Origin of the sequence: Bacillus sp. FSL R9-9530 (genome assembly GCF_038008145.1) — a bacterium.
Taxonomy (GTDB): Bacteria; Bacillota; Bacilli; order Bacillales; family Bacillaceae_G; genus Bacillus_A; species Bacillus_A mycoides.
This window is the reverse complement of record NZ_JBBOYO010000001.1, coordinates 1976009-1996453: the sequence shown is the minus strand read 5'-3', so window position 1 is coordinate 1996453 and position 20445 is coordinate 1976009. Positions and strand designations below refer to the sequence as shown.

The 20445-nt window shown below is 34.5% G+C and carries 21 protein-coding genes; 17 read left to right on the top strand and 4 right to left on the bottom strand.

What is annotated here, in order from left to right; translation table 11 throughout:
- Positions 1–31: 31 nt before the first annotated feature.
- The 8 genes from MKX66_RS09980 to MKX66_RS09945 all read left to right on the top strand — a co-directional run bounded on the left by MKX66_RS09980 (position 32) and on the right by MKX66_RS09945 (position 8930).
- Complete coding sequence (locus MKX66_RS09980; protein WP_326996469.1) at positions 32–1840, top strand: IucA/IucC family protein; 1809 nt, start codon at positions 32–34, stop codon at positions 1838–1840.
- Positions 1841–1907: 67 nt separating this feature from the next.
- The gene (locus MKX66_RS09975; RefSeq protein ID WP_061675413.1) at positions 1908–3749 is read left to right on the top strand and encodes an IucA/IucC family protein; all 1842 of its coding nucleotides are present in this window, start codon (positions 1908–1910) and stop codon (positions 3747–3749) included.
- The gene (locus MKX66_RS09970; RefSeq protein ID WP_326996470.1) at positions 3736–4974 is read left to right on the top strand and encodes an AMP-binding protein; all 1239 of its coding nucleotides are present in this window, start codon (positions 3736–3738) and stop codon (positions 4972–4974) included. The genes MKX66_RS09975 and MKX66_RS09970 overlap by 14 nt, the downstream gene beginning before the upstream one ends.
- Positions 4971–5246, top strand: coding sequence for a petrobactin biosynthesis protein AsbD (gene asbD / locus MKX66_RS09965; RefSeq protein WP_002064932.1), 276 nt, complete (start codon positions 4971–4973; stop codon positions 5244–5246). The genes MKX66_RS09970 and asbD overlap by 4 nt, the downstream gene beginning before the upstream one ends.
- A 24-nt stretch (positions 5247–5270) precedes the next feature.
- On the top strand, positions 5271–6275 hold the full coding sequence (locus MKX66_RS09960) for a DUF6005 family protein (RefSeq protein ID WP_326996471.1): 1005 nt from the start codon (positions 5271–5273) through the stop codon (positions 6273–6275).
- 14 nt (positions 6276–6289) lie between these two features.
- Positions 6290–7132: a sugar phosphate isomerase/epimerase family protein gene (locus MKX66_RS09955; RefSeq protein WP_326996472.1), complete on the top strand. Its 843-nt coding sequence runs from the start codon at positions 6290–6292 to the stop codon at positions 7130–7132.
- Between the two features lie 123 nt (positions 7133–7255).
- Complete coding sequence (locus tag MKX66_RS09950; protein ID WP_000113539.1) at positions 7256–7462, top strand: alpha/beta-type small acid-soluble spore protein; 207 nt, start codon at positions 7256–7258, stop codon at positions 7460–7462.
- A 238-nt stretch (positions 7463–7700) separates the two neighbouring features.
- Entirely contained in the window at positions 7701–8930 is a 1230-nt protein-coding gene (locus MKX66_RS09945) for an MFS transporter (RefSeq protein ID WP_341086029.1), read from the top strand.
- Between the two features lie 48 nt (positions 8931–8978).
- Here the strand turns inward: MKX66_RS09945 and MKX66_RS09940 are convergent, their stop codons facing one another.
- Positions 8979–9596 carry a LysE/ArgO family amino acid transporter gene (locus tag MKX66_RS09940; RefSeq protein WP_002189328.1) on the bottom strand — a complete coding sequence of 206 codons (618 nt, stop codon included), beginning with the start codon at positions 9594–9596 and terminating at the stop codon, positions 8979–8981.
- A 122-nt stretch (positions 9597–9718) separates the two neighbouring features.
- Here MKX66_RS09940 and MKX66_RS09935 point away from each other — a divergent pair, with 122 nt between their 5' ends.
- Both MKX66_RS09935 and MKX66_RS09930 read left to right on the top strand, forming a co-directional pair.
- Complete coding sequence (locus tag MKX66_RS09935) at positions 9719–11161, top strand: aminotransferase-like domain-containing protein (protein ID WP_002189329.1); 1443 nt, start codon at positions 9719–9721, stop codon at positions 11159–11161.
- A 12-nt stretch (positions 11162–11173) separates the two neighbouring features.
- Positions 11174–11341, top strand: coding sequence for a DUF3933 family protein (locus tag MKX66_RS09930; protein ID WP_002012388.1), 168 nt, complete (start codon positions 11174–11176; stop codon positions 11339–11341).
- Positions 11342–11436: 95 nt separating this feature from the next.
- Here MKX66_RS09930 and MKX66_RS09925 read toward each other — a convergent pair whose 3' ends face one another.
- A complete protein-coding gene (locus MKX66_RS09925) occupies positions 11437–12402 on the bottom strand; it encodes a patatin-like phospholipase family protein (RefSeq protein ID WP_002141372.1) in 966 nt (321 codons plus the stop codon).
- 82 nt (positions 12403–12484) lie between these two features.
- Positions 12485–12646: a YjcZ family sporulation protein gene (locus MKX66_RS09920; RefSeq protein ID WP_002012392.1), complete on the bottom strand. Its 162-nt coding sequence runs from the start codon at positions 12644–12646 to the stop codon at positions 12485–12487.
- A gap of 224 nt (positions 12647–12870) precedes the next feature.
- On the opposite strand from MKX66_RS09920, the gene MKX66_RS09915 reads away from it, so the two are divergent.
- From MKX66_RS09915 to MKX66_RS09900, 4 genes are all read left to right on the top strand, one after another.
- Entirely contained in the window at positions 12871–13623 is a 753-nt protein-coding gene (locus MKX66_RS09915; protein ID WP_002141373.1) for a YwqG family protein, read from the top strand.
- A gap of 147 nt (positions 13624–13770) precedes the next feature.
- Positions 13771–14931 carry a transglutaminase domain-containing protein gene (locus tag MKX66_RS09910; RefSeq protein WP_044444241.1) on the top strand — a complete coding sequence of 387 codons (1161 nt, stop codon included), beginning with the start codon at positions 13771–13773 and terminating at the stop codon, positions 14929–14931.
- A 108-nt stretch (positions 14932–15039) separates the two neighbouring features.
- Complete coding sequence (locus MKX66_RS09905; RefSeq protein ID WP_326996473.1) at positions 15040–15240, top strand: DUF4083 domain-containing protein; 201 nt, start codon at positions 15040–15042, stop codon at positions 15238–15240.
- Positions 15241–15267: 27 nt separating this feature from the next.
- Positions 15268–15729 (top strand): NUDIX hydrolase, encoded by a 462-nt coding sequence (locus MKX66_RS09900; RefSeq protein ID WP_002141378.1) that lies wholly within the window; start codon positions 15268–15270, stop codon positions 15727–15729.
- 44 nt (positions 15730–15773) lie between these two features.
- Here MKX66_RS09900 and nadE read toward each other — a convergent pair whose 3' ends face one another.
- Complete coding sequence (gene nadE / locus MKX66_RS09895) at positions 15774–16592, bottom strand: ammonia-dependent NAD(+) synthetase (protein WP_326996474.1); 819 nt, start codon at positions 16590–16592, stop codon at positions 15774–15776.
- Between the two features lie 264 nt (positions 16593–16856).
- Here nadE and MKX66_RS09890 point away from each other — a divergent pair, with 264 nt between their 5' ends.
- The 3 genes from MKX66_RS09890 (at position 16857) to MKX66_RS09880 (ending at position 20429) form a co-directional block, all read left to right on the top strand.
- Entirely contained in the window at positions 16857–18737 is a 1881-nt protein-coding gene (locus MKX66_RS09890; RefSeq protein WP_016102182.1) for an FtsX-like permease family protein, read from the top strand.
- A gap of 119 nt (positions 18738–18856) precedes the next feature.
- Entirely contained in the window at positions 18857–19144 is a 288-nt protein-coding gene (locus tag MKX66_RS09885; protein WP_002012401.1) for an AbrB/MazE/SpoVT family DNA-binding domain-containing protein, read from the top strand.
- A 334-nt stretch (positions 19145–19478) separates the two neighbouring features.
- Complete coding sequence (locus tag MKX66_RS09880) at positions 19479–20429, top strand: serine protease (protein WP_326996475.1); 951 nt, start codon at positions 19479–19481, stop codon at positions 20427–20429.
- Positions 20430–20445 lie beyond the last annotated feature (16 nt).

The window sequence follows — 20445 nt, the reverse complement described above, 5'->3', positions numbered from 1 at the left end:
GATAGTGTTCGTCTAAAAGAGGAGGAGCAGTATGCAGCATGCGAAACAAATCGCGGAACATGCAACAATACAAAGCTTTTTAAATTGTTATTTAAGAGAAACAGGAAGTGGAGAATGGATTACGGAGGATAAAAGGATAGAAAATATTTTCTGCCATTCATTTCAAAGAGACGCTATCCCCACTTATTTATGCTGCCCTTTATCGGCACAAAACGTTACTTTGTATGGGGAAGTTATATATAGATCGTCAACGGACCGTCATCTATTTGGAGAACAATTTTATTACCAAATTGGCGAAAATAAAAATGTTATTAAAGCAGATTATATTACGGTTATTATGTTTTTAATAAAGGAAATGTCTATTAACTATGGAGAAGGTACGCATCCTGATGAACTTATGCTTCGAGTTATCTGTAGTTGTCAAAATATTGAGAAGTTTATACAAGGAAGGGAGCAGGATACAGCTGAATTATATGGTTTCCATACGACTTTTATAGAGGCGGAGCAATCTTTATTATTTGGACATTTAACTCATCCTACACCAAAGAGTAGACAAGGTATATTGGATTGGAAAAGTTCAATGTATTCTCCTGAATTAAAAGGGGAGTGCCAACTTCACTATTTTCGGGCACATAAAAGTATAGTAAGTGAAAAGTCATTGTTACAAGATTCTACAACGGCGATGATAAAAAAGGAATTAAAAAACGATGAAAAGGTAGGTCAAGAATTTATTGAAGAGTACTGTCAAGAAGATGAATATTCATTAATTCCAATCCATCCGCTACAAGCAGAATGGCTATTACATCAATCTTATGTGCAAAATTGGATGAATCAAGGTGTACTTGAATATATCGGTCCAGTAGGTAAGTGTTATATGGCGACATCATCACTTAGAACGCTATATCATCCTCATTCGAAGTATATGTTCAAGTTTTCATTCCCTGTAAAGGTCACGAATTCAATGCGTATTAATAAATTGAAGGAACTTGAGAGTGGACTTGAAGGTAAGGAAATATTGAATACTAAAATTGGAGAGGTGCTAGAAAAGTTTCCAGGATTTGATTTTATATGTGATCCGGCCTTTATTACTTTAAAATACGGGGCACAAGAGTCTGGATTTGAAGTGATTATTCGAGAAAACACATTTTATAGTGAAAATGAAAATGATGCAACGCTTATCGCTGGATTAGTACAAGATGCAATTCCGGGTGAAAGAACTCGTTTAGCAAATATTATCCATCGCCTAGCGGATTTAGAAGGTAGAAGCTGTGAAGAAGTAAGTTTAGAGTGGTTTAGACGATATATGAATATCTCTTTAAAGCCGATGGTATGGATGTATTTACGTTATGGCGTTGCATTAGAAGCGCATCAACAAAATAGTGTTGTTCAATTGAAAGATGGTTATCCAGTTAAGTTTTACTTCCGTGATAATCAAGGTTTTTATTTCTGCAATTCAATGAAGTCAGTGCTAGATAATGAACTAGCGGGTATTGGCGAACGTACTGGGAATTTATATGACGATTACATTGTAGATGAAAGATTTCGTTACTATTTAATTTTTAATCATATGTTTGGACTAATTAACGGTTTTGGTACAGCAGGATTAATAAAGGAGGAAATTCTTCTTTCGGAATTAAGGTCTGTACTTGAAGCGTTCCTTCCATATAACCGCGAACCTTCTACATTTTTAAGTGAATTGTTGGAAGAAAATAAATTGGCATGTAAAGCAAATTTGCTAACGAGATTTTTCGATGTTGATGAACTGACAAATCCTTTAGAGCAAGCAATTTATGTACAAGTAGATAATCCACTCGTTAGAGAAGTGGCTGTTCGTTCATAAGTAGTGCTAAAATTTCACGTAATACAAATAATGGAATTTGATATTCCGTATTATAGCGGAGGGATTTATGAAAGAAGAAGTTTATCACATAAAAATATTGAAGGCACTCCAATCAAAAGAGTATATTTCAGTAAGAAGAAGAGTATTCCGGCAATTAGTAGAATCGTTAATTTATGAAGAAATCATTACGCCGATTCGTATACAAAAGGGAGAGCAAATACTTTTTATTATACAAGGTCTTGATGAAAAGGATCAAAATGTAATGTACCAATGCTATGGGCAAGAACGTATGACATTTGGGCGTATTTGTTTACATGACTCATTAATAATGAGAGTTCAAGATGAGGAAGAAGAAATACAATCAGTTTCACAATTTTTACAGGAGATTTTTCGGATTGTTCAAGTGGATCGAACGAAATTGGATTCTTTTATTCAAGAATTAGAACAAACAATCTTTAAAGATACGATTGCACAATATGAGAGAAGTTGTGAAGAAGACTATCTTGCGAAATCTTATGATGAGCTTGAAAGTCATTTAATAGATGGACACCCGTATCATCCTAGTTATAAAGCACGCATCGGGTTTCAATATCGTGATAATTTTCAATATGGATTTGAATTTATGCAACCAATGAAAATTATATGGATTGCAGTTCATGAGAAATATACGACTGTAGGATATGAAAGTGAAGAGAGTTATAACTGTACCTTTAAAGAAGAGATTGGTGAAAAGAAAATCGAAGAGTATATGGATCGTATTCGAACAATGGACTGTGATTCGAAGAAGTACATGTTTATACCTGTTCATCCTTGGCAGTGGGAGAACTTTATTATTCCGAATTATACTGACCATATACAGGGTAAATATATTATTTATTTAGGGAAATCAGAAGATGATTATTGCGCGCAGCAGTCGATGCGGACATTAAGAAATGTTACGAATCGAGAGAAACCATATGTAAAGTTATCAATGAATTTACTCAATACTTCAACTATCCGTACATTAAAACCACATTCGGTTGTGAGTGCACCTGCTATATCGAATTGGTTAAAAGATATAGTAAATCATGACCCTTATTTAAGGGATGAATCGCGTTTAATTTTGTTAAATGAATTTTCGAGTGTTACGTACGATGCGAATAAAAAAGCTACGTATGGCTCATTAGGATGTATTTGGCGCGAAAGCGTTCACAAATATTTAGATAAGAAAGAAGAGGCAATCCCATTTAACGGTTTATATGCCAAGGGAAAAGATGGGACACCAACTATTGACTTGTGGTTAAAGAGATATGGAGTAGAAAGCTGGTTACAATTGCTTATTCAAAAAGCAATTATCCCAGTTGTACACCTCGTTGTAGAGCATGGAGTCGCATTAGAATCACATGGACAAAACATGATTTTAGTTCATGAAGAGGGAATACCAGTCCGTATTGCACTAAAAGATTTTCATGAAGGACTGGAGTTTTATCGTCCATTTTTGAAAGAACTCGAAAAATGTCCAGACTTTACTAAAATGCATAAAACATATGCGAATGGTCAAATGAATGATTTCTTTGAAATGGACCGTATTGAATGTTTGCAAGAAATGGTTTTAGATGCGCTTTTCCTATTCAATCTAGGTGAACTGGCTTTCGTGTTGGCAGATGAGTATCAGTTGAAAGAGGAACAATTTTGGATCATTCTTGTTGAAGAAATAGAAGATCATTTTGAAAGATTTTCGCATTTGAAAGAACGTTTTGAAGCATTACAATTATATGCACCTACATTTCATGCAGAGCAATTAACGAAGCGTCGTTTATATATGGATGTGGAATCGCTTGTTCATGAAGTTCCAAATCCATTGTATAGGGCAAAGCAACTTACAATACAAAAATCAGTTGTTACAGGGGGAAATCATGCTAATCGTTAATAAACAAGAATTTAGCAAATATGATTTTGAATTGAGATTACAAGGTTACGAGGGAGTGGAACAATTTCAAGAAGCAGAAGGAAATAGATTTGCACTTTGTCTGAAAAATCCATTCGATATTATTACGCTTGTGTTTTTCCTAAAAGAAAAAAGAGCATCTGTACTACTTATTCATGAAGATACGCCAAAGGATACAGCTATTGAAATGGCAAAGCGCGCAAAGTGTACTGCACTTTTATACGGAGAAAGTAACGACTTTACAAAATTAGAAGTTCCAAATCTATTACAAGAAGAACCGTCTTTATTGCAGTATAGTTCAGGTACAACAGGAGAGCCAAAACTGATTCGTAGAGCATGGACGGAAATTGAAACAGAAATTGCTGCTTACAATGAAGCTTTAAAATGTGAAGAAGACGAAGTGCCAATTGTAATGGCTCCAGTTTCACATTCATACGGATTAATTTGTGGCACGTTATCAGCAATTACGAGAGGTAGTAAGCCTATAATCATTACAAATAAAAACCCTAAATTCGCATTAAATATAGTTCGTAATACCGAAAAACATATCATATACGCAGTACCACTTATGTTACATATTATGGGGAGTTTTCCACAAGGGACTTTTCAGTTTCATAAAATTATGACATCAGGATCACCTTTGCCAGAAACGCTATTTTATAAGTTAAAGTGCATGACGAAATACATGATGCAGCAGTACGGCTGTTCTGAAGCTGGTTGCATTAGTATATGTCATGCTATGGAAACACATTTGGATTTAGGAAAACCACTTCCTCATGTAAGTATTAACATAGGTTCAAATGAAGATGAACCTGAAGAAATCGTAGTGAAAATTGCTGAAAAGGAGATTTATACAAAAGATTTAGGTTATAGATCTGAGCAAGGCCTTCATTTCATGGGGCGAATAGATGATGTTATTAATGTGTCCGGTCTAAAGGTATTTCCTATAGAAGTGGAAGAAACGATACTTCGATTAGAAGGTATTCAGGAGGCGATTGTATACCGGGGCAAGCATCCTGTGATGGGAGAAATAGTAAAAGCGAAAGTAGTCTCTCGTATTGAACCAGTACAAATACGAGAATGGTGCATACAGCATTTACCGTCTTATAAAGTGCCACATGAAATTGAAAATGTAGCAGAGATTCCGAAAAATAAAACAGGGAAAGTAAGTCGGAAGTTATTAGAGATGGGAGAGATAACAACATGAGTCGTGAAATGTTAAAAGAAGCAGTTTTAAGTATTATGAGAGAAAAAATGGAACTGAAAAATGTAACGCATTTAGAAGAAACGATGCGTTTAAATCAAGATTTATATATAGATTCGGTAATGATGTTACAGCTTATAGTATACATAGAAATGGATTTAAAGCTATGCGTTCCAGAGGATGAGATAGACCCAAAGGCGTTTCTTACTGTAGGATCTTTGCTTGACTTTATGGAAGAGTTACAGCCGTTACACGAAATAAATGTGAATAACTAACCTTTTAGGAAAGTGGATGAGAGTATGACTTCAATTAAAGTTCACTGTTTAGTGAGTTGTTTTTGTGAAATTATAAAAAGGCGTAGCGATATAGATTTCCGTCCATTTTATTTCGGATTATGGGATGGAGATTTTGATATAACAGAAGGCGGGATTATTTCTTATCATTCCGAAAACATTAATCATGATAACTACTTACTTTGGTATGAAAAATTGTATGGCATTAAAGTGAACGAATGGTACGATCATTCAAAAGATAAAAGTAGCAATGTAGAAACATTTTTAGAATTAGTAGAAAATAAGCCGGAAAATCGTTACGTAATTGTAATGGTTGATATGTCTTTATTGCCTGAGAGAGAAAATAAGTTTCATCAAAAACCGTTTCCGCATTACTTAATGATATCGAAGACAGAGAAAGAAGAGGAATGGTTCATGCTTGATCCTGATTTTCGCTGGGAAGGGAATATGGAAAGAGAAAAAGTGCTCCATTCTGTTAAAGACAACCCATTTGGTGGAGGCTATTTCATTGATATAGAAGGAATTCAGGAGCCAACACAAGAGATGGTAGAAAGTTATTTCATGGAAACATTCAAAAAAGATGATAATGAACTAACAATGGAATTAAAAAAATTAATAATAAAAATGGTAAATGAAGAGGATGGGTATTCACTTTCCGGGCTCGTAACGGCAGTAAAGCAAATACCCGTATTGGCAATACGTAAATATAGCTATGAACATGCCTTTGCATACTTCCGTGAAACTTTACAATATTCGGAGCAAGAATTTGATTATTGGTGTGATCGAGTGGAAGAAATTGTACAAGGATTTACAAGTGTACAGTACCGTGCTATTAAAATGGCAATGACAAATAATAAAGATATGTTATTACCAATTGTTGAAAAACTTGATGAAATGAATACAATTGAACTGCAAATTAAGGATGAACTAGAGAAACAGTTTCTGTTATGGAAAGAAATGATAACAAATCAGTCTTTCTTAACTAATACAAGTTCATTGAATTTAAGATAAGGGAGTTCAAACCAATGAAATATTCGCTATGTACAATTTCATTTCGCCATCAACTAATTTCATTTACTGATATTGTTCAATTTGCATATGAAAACGGTTTTGAAGGAATTGAGTTGTGGGGGACCCATGCACAAAATTTATATATGCAAGAGCGTGAAACGACAGAACGAGAAATAGATTATTTAAAGGATAAAAATTTAGAGGTCACGATGATAAGTGATTACTTGGACATATCATTATCAGCAGATTTTCAAAAAACGATGGAAAAATGTGAACAGCTGGTAATACTAGCTAATTGGTTTAATACAAATAAAATTCGTACATTTGCCGGGCAAAAAGGTAGTGAGGATTTCTCGGAACAAGAGAGAAAAGAGTATGTGAAGCGAATTCGCATGATTTGTGATCTATTTGCTCCGCATAATATGTATATACTATTAGAAACACATCCAAATACGTTAACGGATACTTTGCCGTCTACTTTGAAATTGTTAGAAGAAGTAAATCATCCATATTTAAAAATAAACCTTGATTTTCTTCATATATGGGAGTCTGGTGCAGACCCTGTAGATAGTTTTCATCGATTAAAGCCGTGGATACAACATTACCATTTTAAGAATATATCATCAGCGGAGTATTTACACGTGTTTGAACCAAATAATGTATATGCCGCTGCTGGAAGTCGTGTAGGAATGGTTCCATTATTTGAAGGTATTGTAAACTATGATGAAATCATCCGGGAAGTGAGAGGTACTGATCATTTTGCTTCGCTTGAATGGTTTGGGCATAATGCGAAAGATATATTGAAAGAAGAAATGAAAGTATTAACGAATAGAAAATTAGAAGTAGTAAGTTCATAAGGTGAAATGATGAAAGAGTCTCGTTTAGGAGACTCTTTTTTTATTTTTATCAATAACCAAAAATTACCATGTATTTAATTTCGGATTTGATACAGTTTAATATATATAAGGAGGTGATCGGTAATGGCTAGAAATCGTAACGCTAATCAATTAGCATCACATGGAGCACAAGCAGCTCTAGATCAAATGAAATATGAAATTGCACAAGAGTTTGGTGTACAGCTTGGGGCTGATACTTCTTCACGTGCAAACGGTTCTGTAGGCGGTGAAATTACAAAACGCCTTGTAGCGATGGCAGAACAACAGCTTGGTGGCGGATATACTCGCTAAATGTAGAAGGTTATAGGAGAAAGGAAGGATTCTTCCTTTCTTTTTTATTTTCAATTAATTGGTATGGATATATTGTGAACAGGATTCAAAGAATAGGAGTAATGCTATATTTTACCCAATTTCTTTTGTTGTAAATGGAAAGTAGTAAAGATGAAATAGCCCTGGTGGAATGTAAACATAATTTCCAGCAGGGCTATTATATGGTAAGAAATATATGATGAAAGGTTCCGAAATCAACATGTTAAAAAAAGAAAACTGTTGTTTAATTGCACTTGCATCAGTTCCACTTGTTATGACGCTAGGTAATTCAATGCTTATTCCAATCCTGCCAACCATTGAAAAGAAATTACATATTTCATCTTTCCAAGTATCCATGATAATTACAATTTATTCTATCATTGCAATTATACTTATACCGATTGCTGGTTATTTATCAGATAGATGGGGACGAAAGATGGTAATGGTTCCAAGTTTATTAATTGCAGCTATTGGAGGAGCGATAACGGGATGGGTATCATGGAAAGTTGATAACCCTTATGTTTGGATTCTTATCGGAAGAGCAATTCAAGGGATAGGTGCTGCTGGTGCTATGCCAGTTGTCATACCATGTGTCGGTGATTTATACAAAGATGAAAAACAGGTTAGTGCAGGTTTAGGAATCATTGAGACGTCAAATACATTTGGAAAAGTATTGAGTCCCATATTAGGATCAGCTCTTGCAGCAATTGTATGGTTCTTACCATTTTGGGCGATTCCAGTTTTATGTGTAATATCGATTGTTTTACTACTGGTACTAGTAAAGGCGAAGAAACAAGAAGAAGAAGCCCCACCACTTAAGGAATTTATTCAATCTATTATCTCTACGTTTCGAGAAAAGGGAAGATGGTTAATTGCCATTTTTATACTAGGTGCAATTATTATGCTTATTTTATTCGGAATACTTTTTTATCTGTCAACTATACTGGAGTCGAAGTACGATATTCATGGTATATGGAAAGGGTGTGTACTCGCTATTCCTTTACTTGTACTATCACTTAGCTCATATATGGCTGGTAAAAAAATTGGAGATAAACAAGATATTATGAAAAAGTGTATCTATATTGGATTTTTACTGGCTGCTGCATCTGTCTTCTTACCTTTATTTCTAAAAGGAATCTATTTGCTACTTCTTTGTCTCGTTATTATGGGGGGAGGAATTGGTATGGCGTTACCATGTCTAGATGCTCTTATTACACAAGGGATTGAAAAAGAGCAGAGGGGGACAGTTACGTCATTTTATAGTTCAATGCGATTTATCGGTGTAGCAGCTGGACCACCCCTGTATTCTTTTTTTATGAAAGGGGCAGACCATGAAGTGTTTTATTTAACAAGCATCTTCGCTACTATTGGTGCTGTCATAGCAATTATTTGGATTAAACCAGCAAAAGATAAAATGATGTTAAAACAGAAACCGGAACCAACTTCATAATGCGAAAGAGAATTGCATGCCAATTACATAACATGCAATTCTCTTTAATTAGTTAGGAAAAACAACTTGTTTTAACATATAAAGTGCGACTCCCCATATGAGTAGCCCTGAAATTTTATTTAATACTATAATCGTTTTTCCTGTCGAGTCAAATCCTTTAAGAAATTTTCCAGCAAAAGCTAAACTAATAAACCAGATCCAAGAAACTATAATTGTTGCAAAAGTGAAAGCCCATTTCTCACTTCCTATGTACTGTATAGAGTTTGTTCCGATTACACCAATTGTGTCTAAAATTGCGTGTGGATTTAGTAATGAAACTGATGCGGCGAAAATAATTTGATTTTTTAAAGGCATGCTTTTTTCTTGTTTTACATCATTTGAAGGATCGCTTCTCCAAATAACCCAGCCCATATACATAAGAAAGAAAAATCCAATCATATACAAGGTGGTTGTTAACCAAGAGAAAGTTAAGAGGACAAGGGAGACACCTTGTACAGCAATTAATATTAATAATGTATCACATATAGATGCAGTCAAGACTACAGGAGCAGCTCGCCAAATATTTGGTTGACTAGCGCCTTGGTTAAAGACGAAAACATTTTGGACACCTAATGGAATGATAAGACCAAATGCAAGGATGATACCGTGAATAATTGCTTCACTCATCAGATTACCTCCTACTTAATTTGATTAATTATGATAGTCTATATTGTATAGAAGAAATGAAAATTTGTATCCATCCATATGGTTGGATAGGTTACCAACCATAAAGTATGTGAGGTGAGATAATGGAAAGGCTCGTTTGGAAACCTAATATGTCTTCATCTGTTCCTTTGTATAAACAAATAGAATCTTATATAAAAGAGAGAATTGTTAATGGGGAATGGACAATTGGAACTAAATTACCTTCACAAAGAGATTTGGCGCATACGTTTGAAGTGAATCGAAGTACAATTGTAATGGCTTTCGATGAATTAGTAGCAAAAGGGTATGTTGAGGGGAATGGCCGGAAGGGAACAATTGTTATAAATAATAGTGAGAGTACTTCTACATATGCCCCGCCTCCAAACTGGCAGTCTTATGTAGAAACAGGACTTCATTATCCGAATCTTCCTGCTGTACAAGAGATTAATCAAGCTGAATTTACTCCCAATGTAATTCGATTAGGAACAGGTGAACTTTCACCGAGTCTCTTGCCTGAGAAAAAGATGAAGGGTATTATTAATAAAATTCTACAATCAAATGTTACACTTGGGTATGAGGAACCGAAAGGAAATCTCCATTTAAGAGAAAAAATTGCGGAATATTTAAAAGGGCATGGGGTATATGTATCTCCTGACTCTATTTTAATTGTTTCGGGAGCAATCCAAGCACTGCAACTTATTTCTATGGGGCTTCTTCCGAAAGGAGCGTCAATTTTATTAGAAAAACCATCATATTTATATTCGCTTAATGTATTTCAATCAGCAGGAATGCGCTTGATTGGAATACCAATAAATGAGAATGGTATAAATACTTCCTATATCACAAAATATAAGAAACAATTTAACGCATCTATTTTATATACAATCCCATCTTTTCATAATCCGACCAATTTTAGTATGAACGCTAAGAAGAGGGAAGAAGTGATGGAGATATGTAATGAAATTGGATTACCTATTATTGAGGACGCGGTATATCAAGATTTATGGTTCGATGCACCAGTTTCAAAGCCTTTAAAGGCATATGATAAAAATGGTATCGTGCTACATATTGGAAGTATGTCCAAAGTCATTAGTCCTGGTTTAAGAATTGGGTGGGTTGTTGGATCAGAATCAGTTATTCAAAGATTAGCAGATATAAAAATGCAAACTGATTATGGTTCAAGTTCTATATCCCAGCAGATTGCAGCGGAGTGGTTTGAAAATGGATTGTATGATGAACATTTACAGTTTGTAAGAAGTGAATTGAAAAAACGTAGAGATTTTATGATAAGTATGTTAGAAAAGTATTGTAGTGGCATTGCAACTTGGCATGAGCCAGTAGGAAGCTTTTACATTTGGCTACATATAAACCTACCAATTTCGAATCGTAGTTTATTTGAAAAAGCTTTACAAGAAAAGGTGTTGTTAAACCCAGGCACTTTGTATGATAGAAGTGCTAACCAATTTTTACGTCTTTCTTATTCCTATGCAACTGTAGAAGAAATTGAAGTTGGAATAAAAAAGATTGCGCAATTAATTAAAATGTAAAAGGAGAAAACCATGAAACAATATGTGATTTGCCAAATTATCGATGGGGATAAATATTTAGCTGCTTATGCAGAGACAAAACAGGATGCAGTTGAAAAAGCAGAACTGTTAGGATTAAGAACCGGAAACCGTTACATAGTAATTACCGCAGAAGAAGCTGAAGGGTTAACTTATCCTTAAATAATGGGAGAGTACATAAGAAGTAAATAAGCCTAATAATGTACTATATTATTAGGCTTATTTACTATTAAAGTGTGACAGGGAAAATAATATAATTATGAGTCAAGTTGGCGGAAATACCGATTTGTTTTTCGATCCTGATTGCCGTCTCTATATTCATCAACATATTGTCTGAAGTTCCAGGATTGTAAAAACTTATTAGCTGCATTATAACCAGAGTTATAGAGCCATTCTTTCTCTTCTTTAGTTAGTTGAAAATTAGTACTGGTAATGATTCCTGTTGGAATTGTAATAGTTCTAGCCTTTGATTCTTTATCTAAATGACGTAAATCATGAGCTTGCATCATCGTTTTAAATAATCCTTTGAACATGGAAATAGGTTCGTCATAGTGGGCGGGATCAGCTTGAATCTCATCTTTTACAAAATGAAATCCAAAGGTAGGCCAGCGAGGAGAAGTCGGTGAATCGAAAATCCAAATTGGGTAATTACTTAAAATACCGCCGTCAACCATATAACAAGGTTGTTTCCATTTTGGGGTTCTCCATTTCACTGGTTCGAAGAAGAAAGGAATGGTTCCACTCATTCTTACTGCTTTAGCGATAGAGAAGCGATAATTTAAAAATCCGTAGTTTGGCAAGTCATCAGGAAAAATAACCATTTTACCATTGCTTATATCTGAAGCGATAATTTTGAGTTTATTCAAATCGGGTAAGTCTGTAAACAAATGAATTCCTTTTTTTCTAAGCAGGTCTTCTAGCCATTCTTCGAGAAATACATTTGAATAAATACCTAGAGTAGACCAAGCGCTTAATCCTTTACCAATAAAGGGGATTTTATCAAGAAAAGTTTTTTTAGTGAATTTTTCATAATCAATGTCTGTTACAATCGTCTTTAATTCGGAACAAGAATATCCTGCTGCTAGAAGAGCTGCAATAATAGCGCCGGCTGATGTTCCAGCTAAACGTTCCCATTCATATCCTTTTTCGGCTAACGCGCAAATTGCCCCTACATGAGCAATTCCGCGTACACCGCCTCCTTCAAAAACACCATCAATTTTCATTGAACATACTTCCTTTCTAAAAAATGAAAATGGAAAAAAAGCACGTATTGTACGTGCTTTTTTACAATAGTTTTTAAGTTTACTAGCAGCCTACAAAGCCGCCCCAACAGCTAGCTCCGATGATGATTAGAAGGATAAATAAAACGATTAATAAAGCGAAACCTCCATAACCACAACCGCCACCACAACTACCGCCGTAACCGTAACCACCGCCGTAACCGCCGCAACTATATCCGTAACCCATGTGGAATTCCTCCTTAAATTAAAAATAAAAATGAACGAGGGGAAAATGTACTGGAAGAAATAAAGAACTATCGTGTTTGTAGGAACAATGTATACTATGCTTTTTTAAACTTGTTCGCGTACGAGGGATAAGCCCGTTTTTTGGAGGGCTTGTTGAATTTACAATGAATGAAGTATAATCTTTGTGCTATGATACAAATAAGTATGTAAATGTAAGGAGAATTTATGGAACAGAAAATTGAAATATTAATTGATAAATATGAACTAACACATTTGAAACAGGAACTTATTAATACTGTATTTCCTTGTGTAAAAGTTGTGCCAAAACAACAGGAAATAATTGCGATAGGCAGTTCGAAAATGGGCGGAGTTCCTGATTTGCCAAATACATTTGAATATCCAACATACAAAGAGAATCCGTTACGTTTTATCGCACAATTTAATTTAAGTGATTTACAAAACGTTGGTATGGATCATAATCTTCCTAAGACAGGGATGTTATATTTCTTTAGTATTGAAAATTACTTTGAAGAAGATGTGGATCCAACCGAAGCTGGACGTGTACTTTATTATGATATCCCTGTAGAGCAATTACGTAGAGCAGATGAAATACAAGCGAAATATAACCAGTGTGCAATTACTTTTGAACTGACGTATAAATTACCGGAGCTTTTCATTGAAGATGAGGCGGATTCAGATCGTTTCTTGCAATTACTTGAAGAGCTAATCCCAGACAACTATGATAATCATCAAATGTTTGGAGAACCATTCTCTGTACAAGATGAGGTATTGTACGAGACTGGACAATATATGGGGATAGATCCACAGCATATGACGCTCTTATTCCAAATTGATTCAGATACTAAAAATTGTAATATGATGTGGGGAGATTTAGGGATGCTTTATTTCTGTATTGGAAATGAAGACTTGAAAAATCGCCATTTTGAAAATACATGCTGTGTGTTACAAACTTGCTAAAAAAAGGGTTGTTCTTTTTCTAAAAGAACAACCCTTTTAAAAATGTTAAATATGCATAATCTCATATGACCTATTTTGAAAAGTATTGTATACTCTGAAACTATACGATACTTTTTTGTATAGTTATAGAATGTAAGGAGTGACAAGATGGGAAAGACAAGTAAGTATGTGACAGCTGCCGCACTTTGTTCAACTATAGTAATGGGAGGCTTACAGGCGTCAGCTGTATCTTATGCGGCTACGAATCCGACTACAGTGACAACACAATCAGATGCAAAGTTGTTAAATGATTTCAGAAAAGAATTAAAAAAACAGATTGATAATAGAGAAGAAAATATTACAATCACATATAAAACAAAAGATAGAAATGCTAGAAATATTATGGACCAATTGTATGGCGAGTTTAATAAAATTGTAGATGCTGATGAGTATGTAAAATATAATGTAGCGTCTACTAAATATTCTATAAAAGGGATGCCAGGGAATTATACATTTACATTACAAGTGAAGTACCGTGAATCAAAAGAGCAAACACAGTATGTAAAGTCTCAGGCGAAAGCAATTGTAAATTCTATCATTAAACAAGGCATGGATGAACATGAAAAAGTGAAAGCTATTCATGATTATGTTGTGAAAGAAGTATCATATGATACTTCTTATCAAGCATATACAGCGTATGAAGCGTTAGCGAATCGTTCTGCCGTTTGCCAAGGATATACATTGTTAACATATCAATTACTAAAAGAAGCAGGTATTCAAAATCATATTGTAACAGGTACAGGGAATGGACAAGCTCACGCATGGAATTTAGTGAACATTGATAACAAGTGGTACCACCTTGATACTACATTCGATGATCCAGTTCCTGATAAAGCTGGGCGCGTAACATATTCATATTTTAATATGTCTGATGAACAATTAAGCAAAGACCATGAATGGGATCGTAGTGAATATCCCGCGGCAACTACAAGCTACTTCAACGAATTAACAAGCAAAATAAAAGCCGGTAGTTCAAAAACTGCTGTATATGAACAAATGTTAAAAGAAACAAATTTAAAGTATTTATCTGCACAATACGGAGCGGAAAATTACAATGAGTTTAAGAAAAAATTACAGCAACAATTTGCTTCCAAGCCAGAAAAAGTAGAAGTACGATATAAGCAGTCCATGGATGGAACGATGCAAGATATAAAGAAAGTATTAAATGAAATAACTTGGCCAAAAGGTGCAAAGCGTGTATCTTATCAAGTTGCGCCATATAGTGCAATGACAGGTTATTCATTAGCGACAATTACATTTACGTATTAATGAAAAAGAGCATCTTTAAAAGGTGCTCTTTTTACGTTTGAGTATAATTCTAGTGACTATTTAGAATTATGTGATAAAATAATTGAAAATAGAGGATGTGATAGCTGAATGAATTTGTTCGAAAATAATATATTTGCATTGATATATTTTTGTCTAGTAATCGGACTTATCGTTTTGTTTTTTGTATCATTTACTCTGTTCATTAAAAGATTATTGCAAAACAACACTCTGAAAAAACAACATGTGATTAATATGAATCAGAAGTTAGATCGGATTATTGAATTGCTTGAAAAAGATAAAAAAGAATAATGGAAGATGGATAAAAAGGAGAAGCAGATGGCGAATTATATAAAGGAATTACGTGAAAAAATAGGGCATGATTATGTTATTTTGAATTTTGCAGGAGGTTGTGTATTTAATGAATTTGGTGAAGTGCTTCTGCAAAAAAGAGGAGACTTTAATGCTTGGGGATTTCCAGGCGGTGCAATGGAAATCGGGGAATCTGCGGCAGAAACTGCGATTCGAGAAATAAAAGAAGAAACAGGATATGATGTGAAAATTGATGAGCTCATTGGTGTGTATACGAAATATTTTCAAGCATATCCGAATGGAGATCAGGCACAGGCAATTGTAATATTCTTTAAGTTTTCAATCGTTGGAGGGAATACAAAAATAGACGGTGATGAAACGTTAGATTTGCAGTTTTTCCCTTTAGACAAAATGCCGCCATTGTTTAATAAACAACATGAAGATTGCTTGCAGGATTTATTAGAGAAAAGAGTAGGGGTATATCGTTAACGTATAAAAAAGAAGCTAAATGAGATTAGCTTCTTTTTTATGTTCTATTTCCACCAATCATCAAACATTGACGCTGGTACTTGTCTTTTATGTTCACTCACTTTGTAACGCTTCTCGATCTTTTCAGCAACGTCAGGTGGAACGGATTTACCTTCTAAATAGTCATCTAATTGATCGTAAGTAATGCCTAGCTCTGTTTCATCAGCTTGACCTGGTTTTTCATCTAATAAATCAGCTGTTGGCATTTTTAAGTAAAGTCGCTCGTCTGCACCTAATTCTTGTAATAAATCACGTCCTTGGCGTTTCGTTAATCCCGTTAATGGTAATAAATCTGCACCGCCATCTCCGAATTTTGTGAAGAAACCTGTTACAGCTTCAGCAGCATGATCAGTTCCGATAACGAGTAGCCCTTGTTGTCCGCCGATTGCGTATTGTGTAACCATACGGATACGCGCTTTAACGTTCCCTTTATTGAAATCTGTTAATGATTCGTCTAATAAGTTTTCGTATTGATTTGAGAAAGCATCAACTGTTGAAGCGATATCGAAAGCAACAGACTGATCAGCTTGAATAAATTGTAATGCTAATTGTGCATCATCTTCATCTTTTTGTACTTTGTATGGAAGACGTACGGAGATAAACGTTGCGTTACCACCTTCATTACGAACTTCTTCGACTGCAAGCTGTGCTAAACGTCCTGCCAGTGTAGAGTCTTGTCCGCCGCTAATTCCAAGTACAAATCCTTTTGCACCTGTAGTTTTTAAATAATCTTTTAAGAAATCAATTCGTTTACGAATTTCTACTTTCGGATCAATTACAGGCTGAACATGTAATGCTTTCATAATTTGTTCTTGTAATGTCATTATGTTTTCCTCCTATTCATATTAAAGCGGTAAATAAGTTTATATGTATATTGGTACATACTTCTATCCTTTATTATTTCGCAAAACTAACGAATATACAATAGGATGCGTGTATGAATGTAGTCATTATAATGAAACTGTTTTATATAAGCAATTGTTTAAAACCTTTCAATAATGTAAGGTTTTTGTCATTTGAATCGATGGAAGGTATTTCCGAACTTTACTAATATAAAAGTATAGTTAGTAGAAGGGCGGAGAAGTAGTATGAACATTAGAGAACTCGCATTTCGAAATGTAACGCGAAATAGACGAACATACTCAGCTTATTTTTTGAGTAGTGCATTTGCAATTATGGCCTTTTTTGTGTATTCATTTTTTGCGTTTCATCCGGCATTAAGTGCTGGAGAATTAGGACAGTACGTATTCGTAAGTATGTCTTTTGCGCAGTCTATTATTTACTTATTTACATTCTTCTTTATTTTATATTCAATGGGAATGTTTTTAAAAACGAGAAAGCGTGAACTAGGAATTTTAATGATGCTAGGTATGACGAAATATCAATTAAAGCGTCTTATCTTCTTTGAAAATATAATGATTGGAATAGGAGCAATAATTTTTGGGATTCTTTCAGGTATGTTGTTTTCAGGGATATTAATATTTGTAGCTCCGATGATATTAAAACTAGATATCTCTTTATCCTATTACATACCGATGAAAGCGATTGTTGTAACGAGTATTATGTTTTTCGTATTATTTATGATCATTTCATTGTTTAGTGCAGGAATGGTTCGTAAAAATAAAATTATGAAATTGTTTAGAGGATCAGCAGAGGCGAAGCCAGAACCGAAGGCATCTATAATTTCTTCTATATTAGCAGTATTATTGCTTAGCGCTGGTTATGCAGGAGCTCTTATGTCACATGGTGCAATGGTATTTATAATGATGATTCCTGTTACAACGGTAGTCATTATTGGTACGTATTTGCTGTACAAGCAGTTGAGCGTCTTTATTATTCGATTATGTAAAAAAAGCAAACGTTTCTATTGGACACAGACAAATATTATTACTTTGTCAGATTTAGCATACCGTATGAGAGATAATGCAAGGATGTTCTTTATTGTAACGATTATTTCAACAGTAGCATTTTCAGCAATAGGTACATTGGTTGGGTTTGCTTCGATGACGAAAGAAATTATGGACAGACCAATTGCGTTTCACTATCAGTCTAAGCAAGGTAATAGCAATGAGCCACAGCATCTGAAAATCATTGACGAAGGATTAAAGAAACATAATATAGCAGCTTCAAAAATAAATATTTCATCGAAGAAAACGGAGGAGCAGTCGTTAAGAAGCGCCATTTTTATAAAAGAATCAGATTATAAAGAATATGCAAAGTTAACAGGAGAACCATTTAATACTGTATCAAATAAAGAGGCTTTATTTTTGTCAGTCGAAATACCCGGACCACCGATGAAAGAAAGAAAAGAAATTACTTTACCAAATATGAATGAACCTTTAAATGTGAAAAAAGTTAATACTTCTTCATTAAGTAAAATACTAAGAGGTAATGTGTATGTAATCTCTAAAAATCAATATGATTCATTACAAGATGGATTTAAAGAAGAAAAAGATTATATGTATAAAACACAATCCGCGAAAGATGAAATTGAGGTCGGTAAGGAACTTACGCTTCAGATGAAGCCTTATGAAGAACATTCAACGTTTAGTGCAGAAGAGTACGATCAAAATCAAAGTCTACAAATCGCAGGACCCATTTTATTTGTAGGTTTCTTTATTGGTATTGTATTTTTCGTTTGTGCAGGAAGCTTCCTTTACTTCCGTTTATTTTCAGATTTGGAGGACGATACTCGTTTATTTGAAATGATTCGAAAAGTTGGATTGACGAGAGGGGAATTATCGAAAGTAGTCACAATCCGCTTAGCGCTTTTATTCTTCGTTCCAGTTGGAGTTGCAACATTACACGGGGCAGTAGCATTAACTGCGTTAGGACAAATGTTTGAGTACTCACTGTTTAAAGAAAATACAATTGTATTAAGTATTTTCGTAGGTATTCAAGTTGTATACTTCTTAATTATAAGATCGCGTTATTTAAAACAATTGAAAGAAAGATTGAATATTCGTTAAATGTGTTTTTTTAACTTTTGTACTATATTTTCTAAAAAGAGTAAGGCATTACCAAATATATAGTGATAAAATGAAAATAGCGAGGTGAAAAAAATAATAGAGAGTAAGGGGGGAGTAACATGAAAGCAACAGGAATTATTCGAAAAGTAGATGAATTGGGACGGATAGTTATTCCTAAAGAATTACGAGATGTATTAGGAATACAAATCAAATCACCACTTGAAATTTTTGTAGAAGAAGACAAAGTCATTTTACAAAAATATCAACCTTACAATGCTTGTCAAATAACAGGTGATGTTTCAGACCAAAATATTTCATTAGCAAATGGAAACATTACTGTTAGTATAGAAGGCGCAAAACATGTAATAAAAGAAATTGAGCAGTTTTTGAACAAGAGTAAGATTTAGTCTTAATTTATCCCGCTATTTGTGGGCAGTAAAACTCCCACCTCAAAACTCGGCTGAAGCAAAGCAGTTAGGTGGGAGATCAACTGCCCGTAAAAGCCCGATTGGTGAGGGCTAATAATCAGTGGGGGATGAACACCACCCACTGATTATAGTTTCACTTTATATTATTCTATTGAAAAACTGAAAAAGAAAAGGACCATTAATGGTCCTTTTCTTTTGTTTATTGAGAAACATTTGAGAGGAAGGGAAATGGAACGAATAAAACGAATGTTAAATCTAAACGCATTCAATAGTGGTCTGAAATGAAAATAATATATTTTCAGGAGGGATTACGATGAATAGTAGTACAGCGAATAAACAAAAAGGCATTAAATTAATTCCGTTTACTGTAAATAAAGTGGTTGAACAAGTAAATGAAATTCCACCAGGTGTACAATTGATTCATGCTCCGCAAGTATGGGAAAAGAGCGCGAAAGGAAAAGACATTGTCGTTGCTGTTTTAGATACAGGTTGTGATGTAAATCATGTAGATTTAAAAGATCGTATTATTAGTGGGAGAAATTTCACAAAAGATTATGAAGGAAATCCCAATATTTATCTTGATAATAATGGGCATGGTACTCATGTAGCGGGGACAATTGCAGCGACTGAAAATGGAGTGGGTGTACTAGGAGTCGCACCACTTTCTAAAATGTTAGTTTTAAAAGTATTAGCTGGAGATGGTTCTGGAAGTTATGAGCAAATTATTGAGGCCATTCATTATGCTGTAAATTGGAGAGGACCGAATAAAGAGAAAGTAAGAATTATTTCAATGTCACTTGGTGGTCCGCAAGATGTACCAGAGTTACATGAAGCTATTCAAAATGCGGTAAAACAAGACGTACTTGTCGTGTGCGCTGCAGGAAATGATGGAGATTGTAACGATGATACTGAAGAATTAGATTTTCCAGGTGCTTATTCTGAAGTAATTGAAGTAGGTGCTGTTAATTTAGAGCGGAAAATTTCATGCTTTAGTAATTCAAATCAAGAAATTGATTTAGTAGCGCCGGGTGATGAAATACTGTCTACGTATCCAGAGGGGAAATATGCGGTATTAAGTGGTACTTCAATGGCGACGCCGCATGTCGCTGGGGCGCTAGCACTTCTCATAAAGCAGTGTGAGAGAGAGTATGGTAGAAAATTATCAGAGCCGGAAATATATGCGCAACTTATAAAAAGGACTGTACCTTTAGGGTATGAACGTACATCTGAAGGGAATGGATTAATAGATTTATTAAAAGAATAGTAATTACTAAAAAACA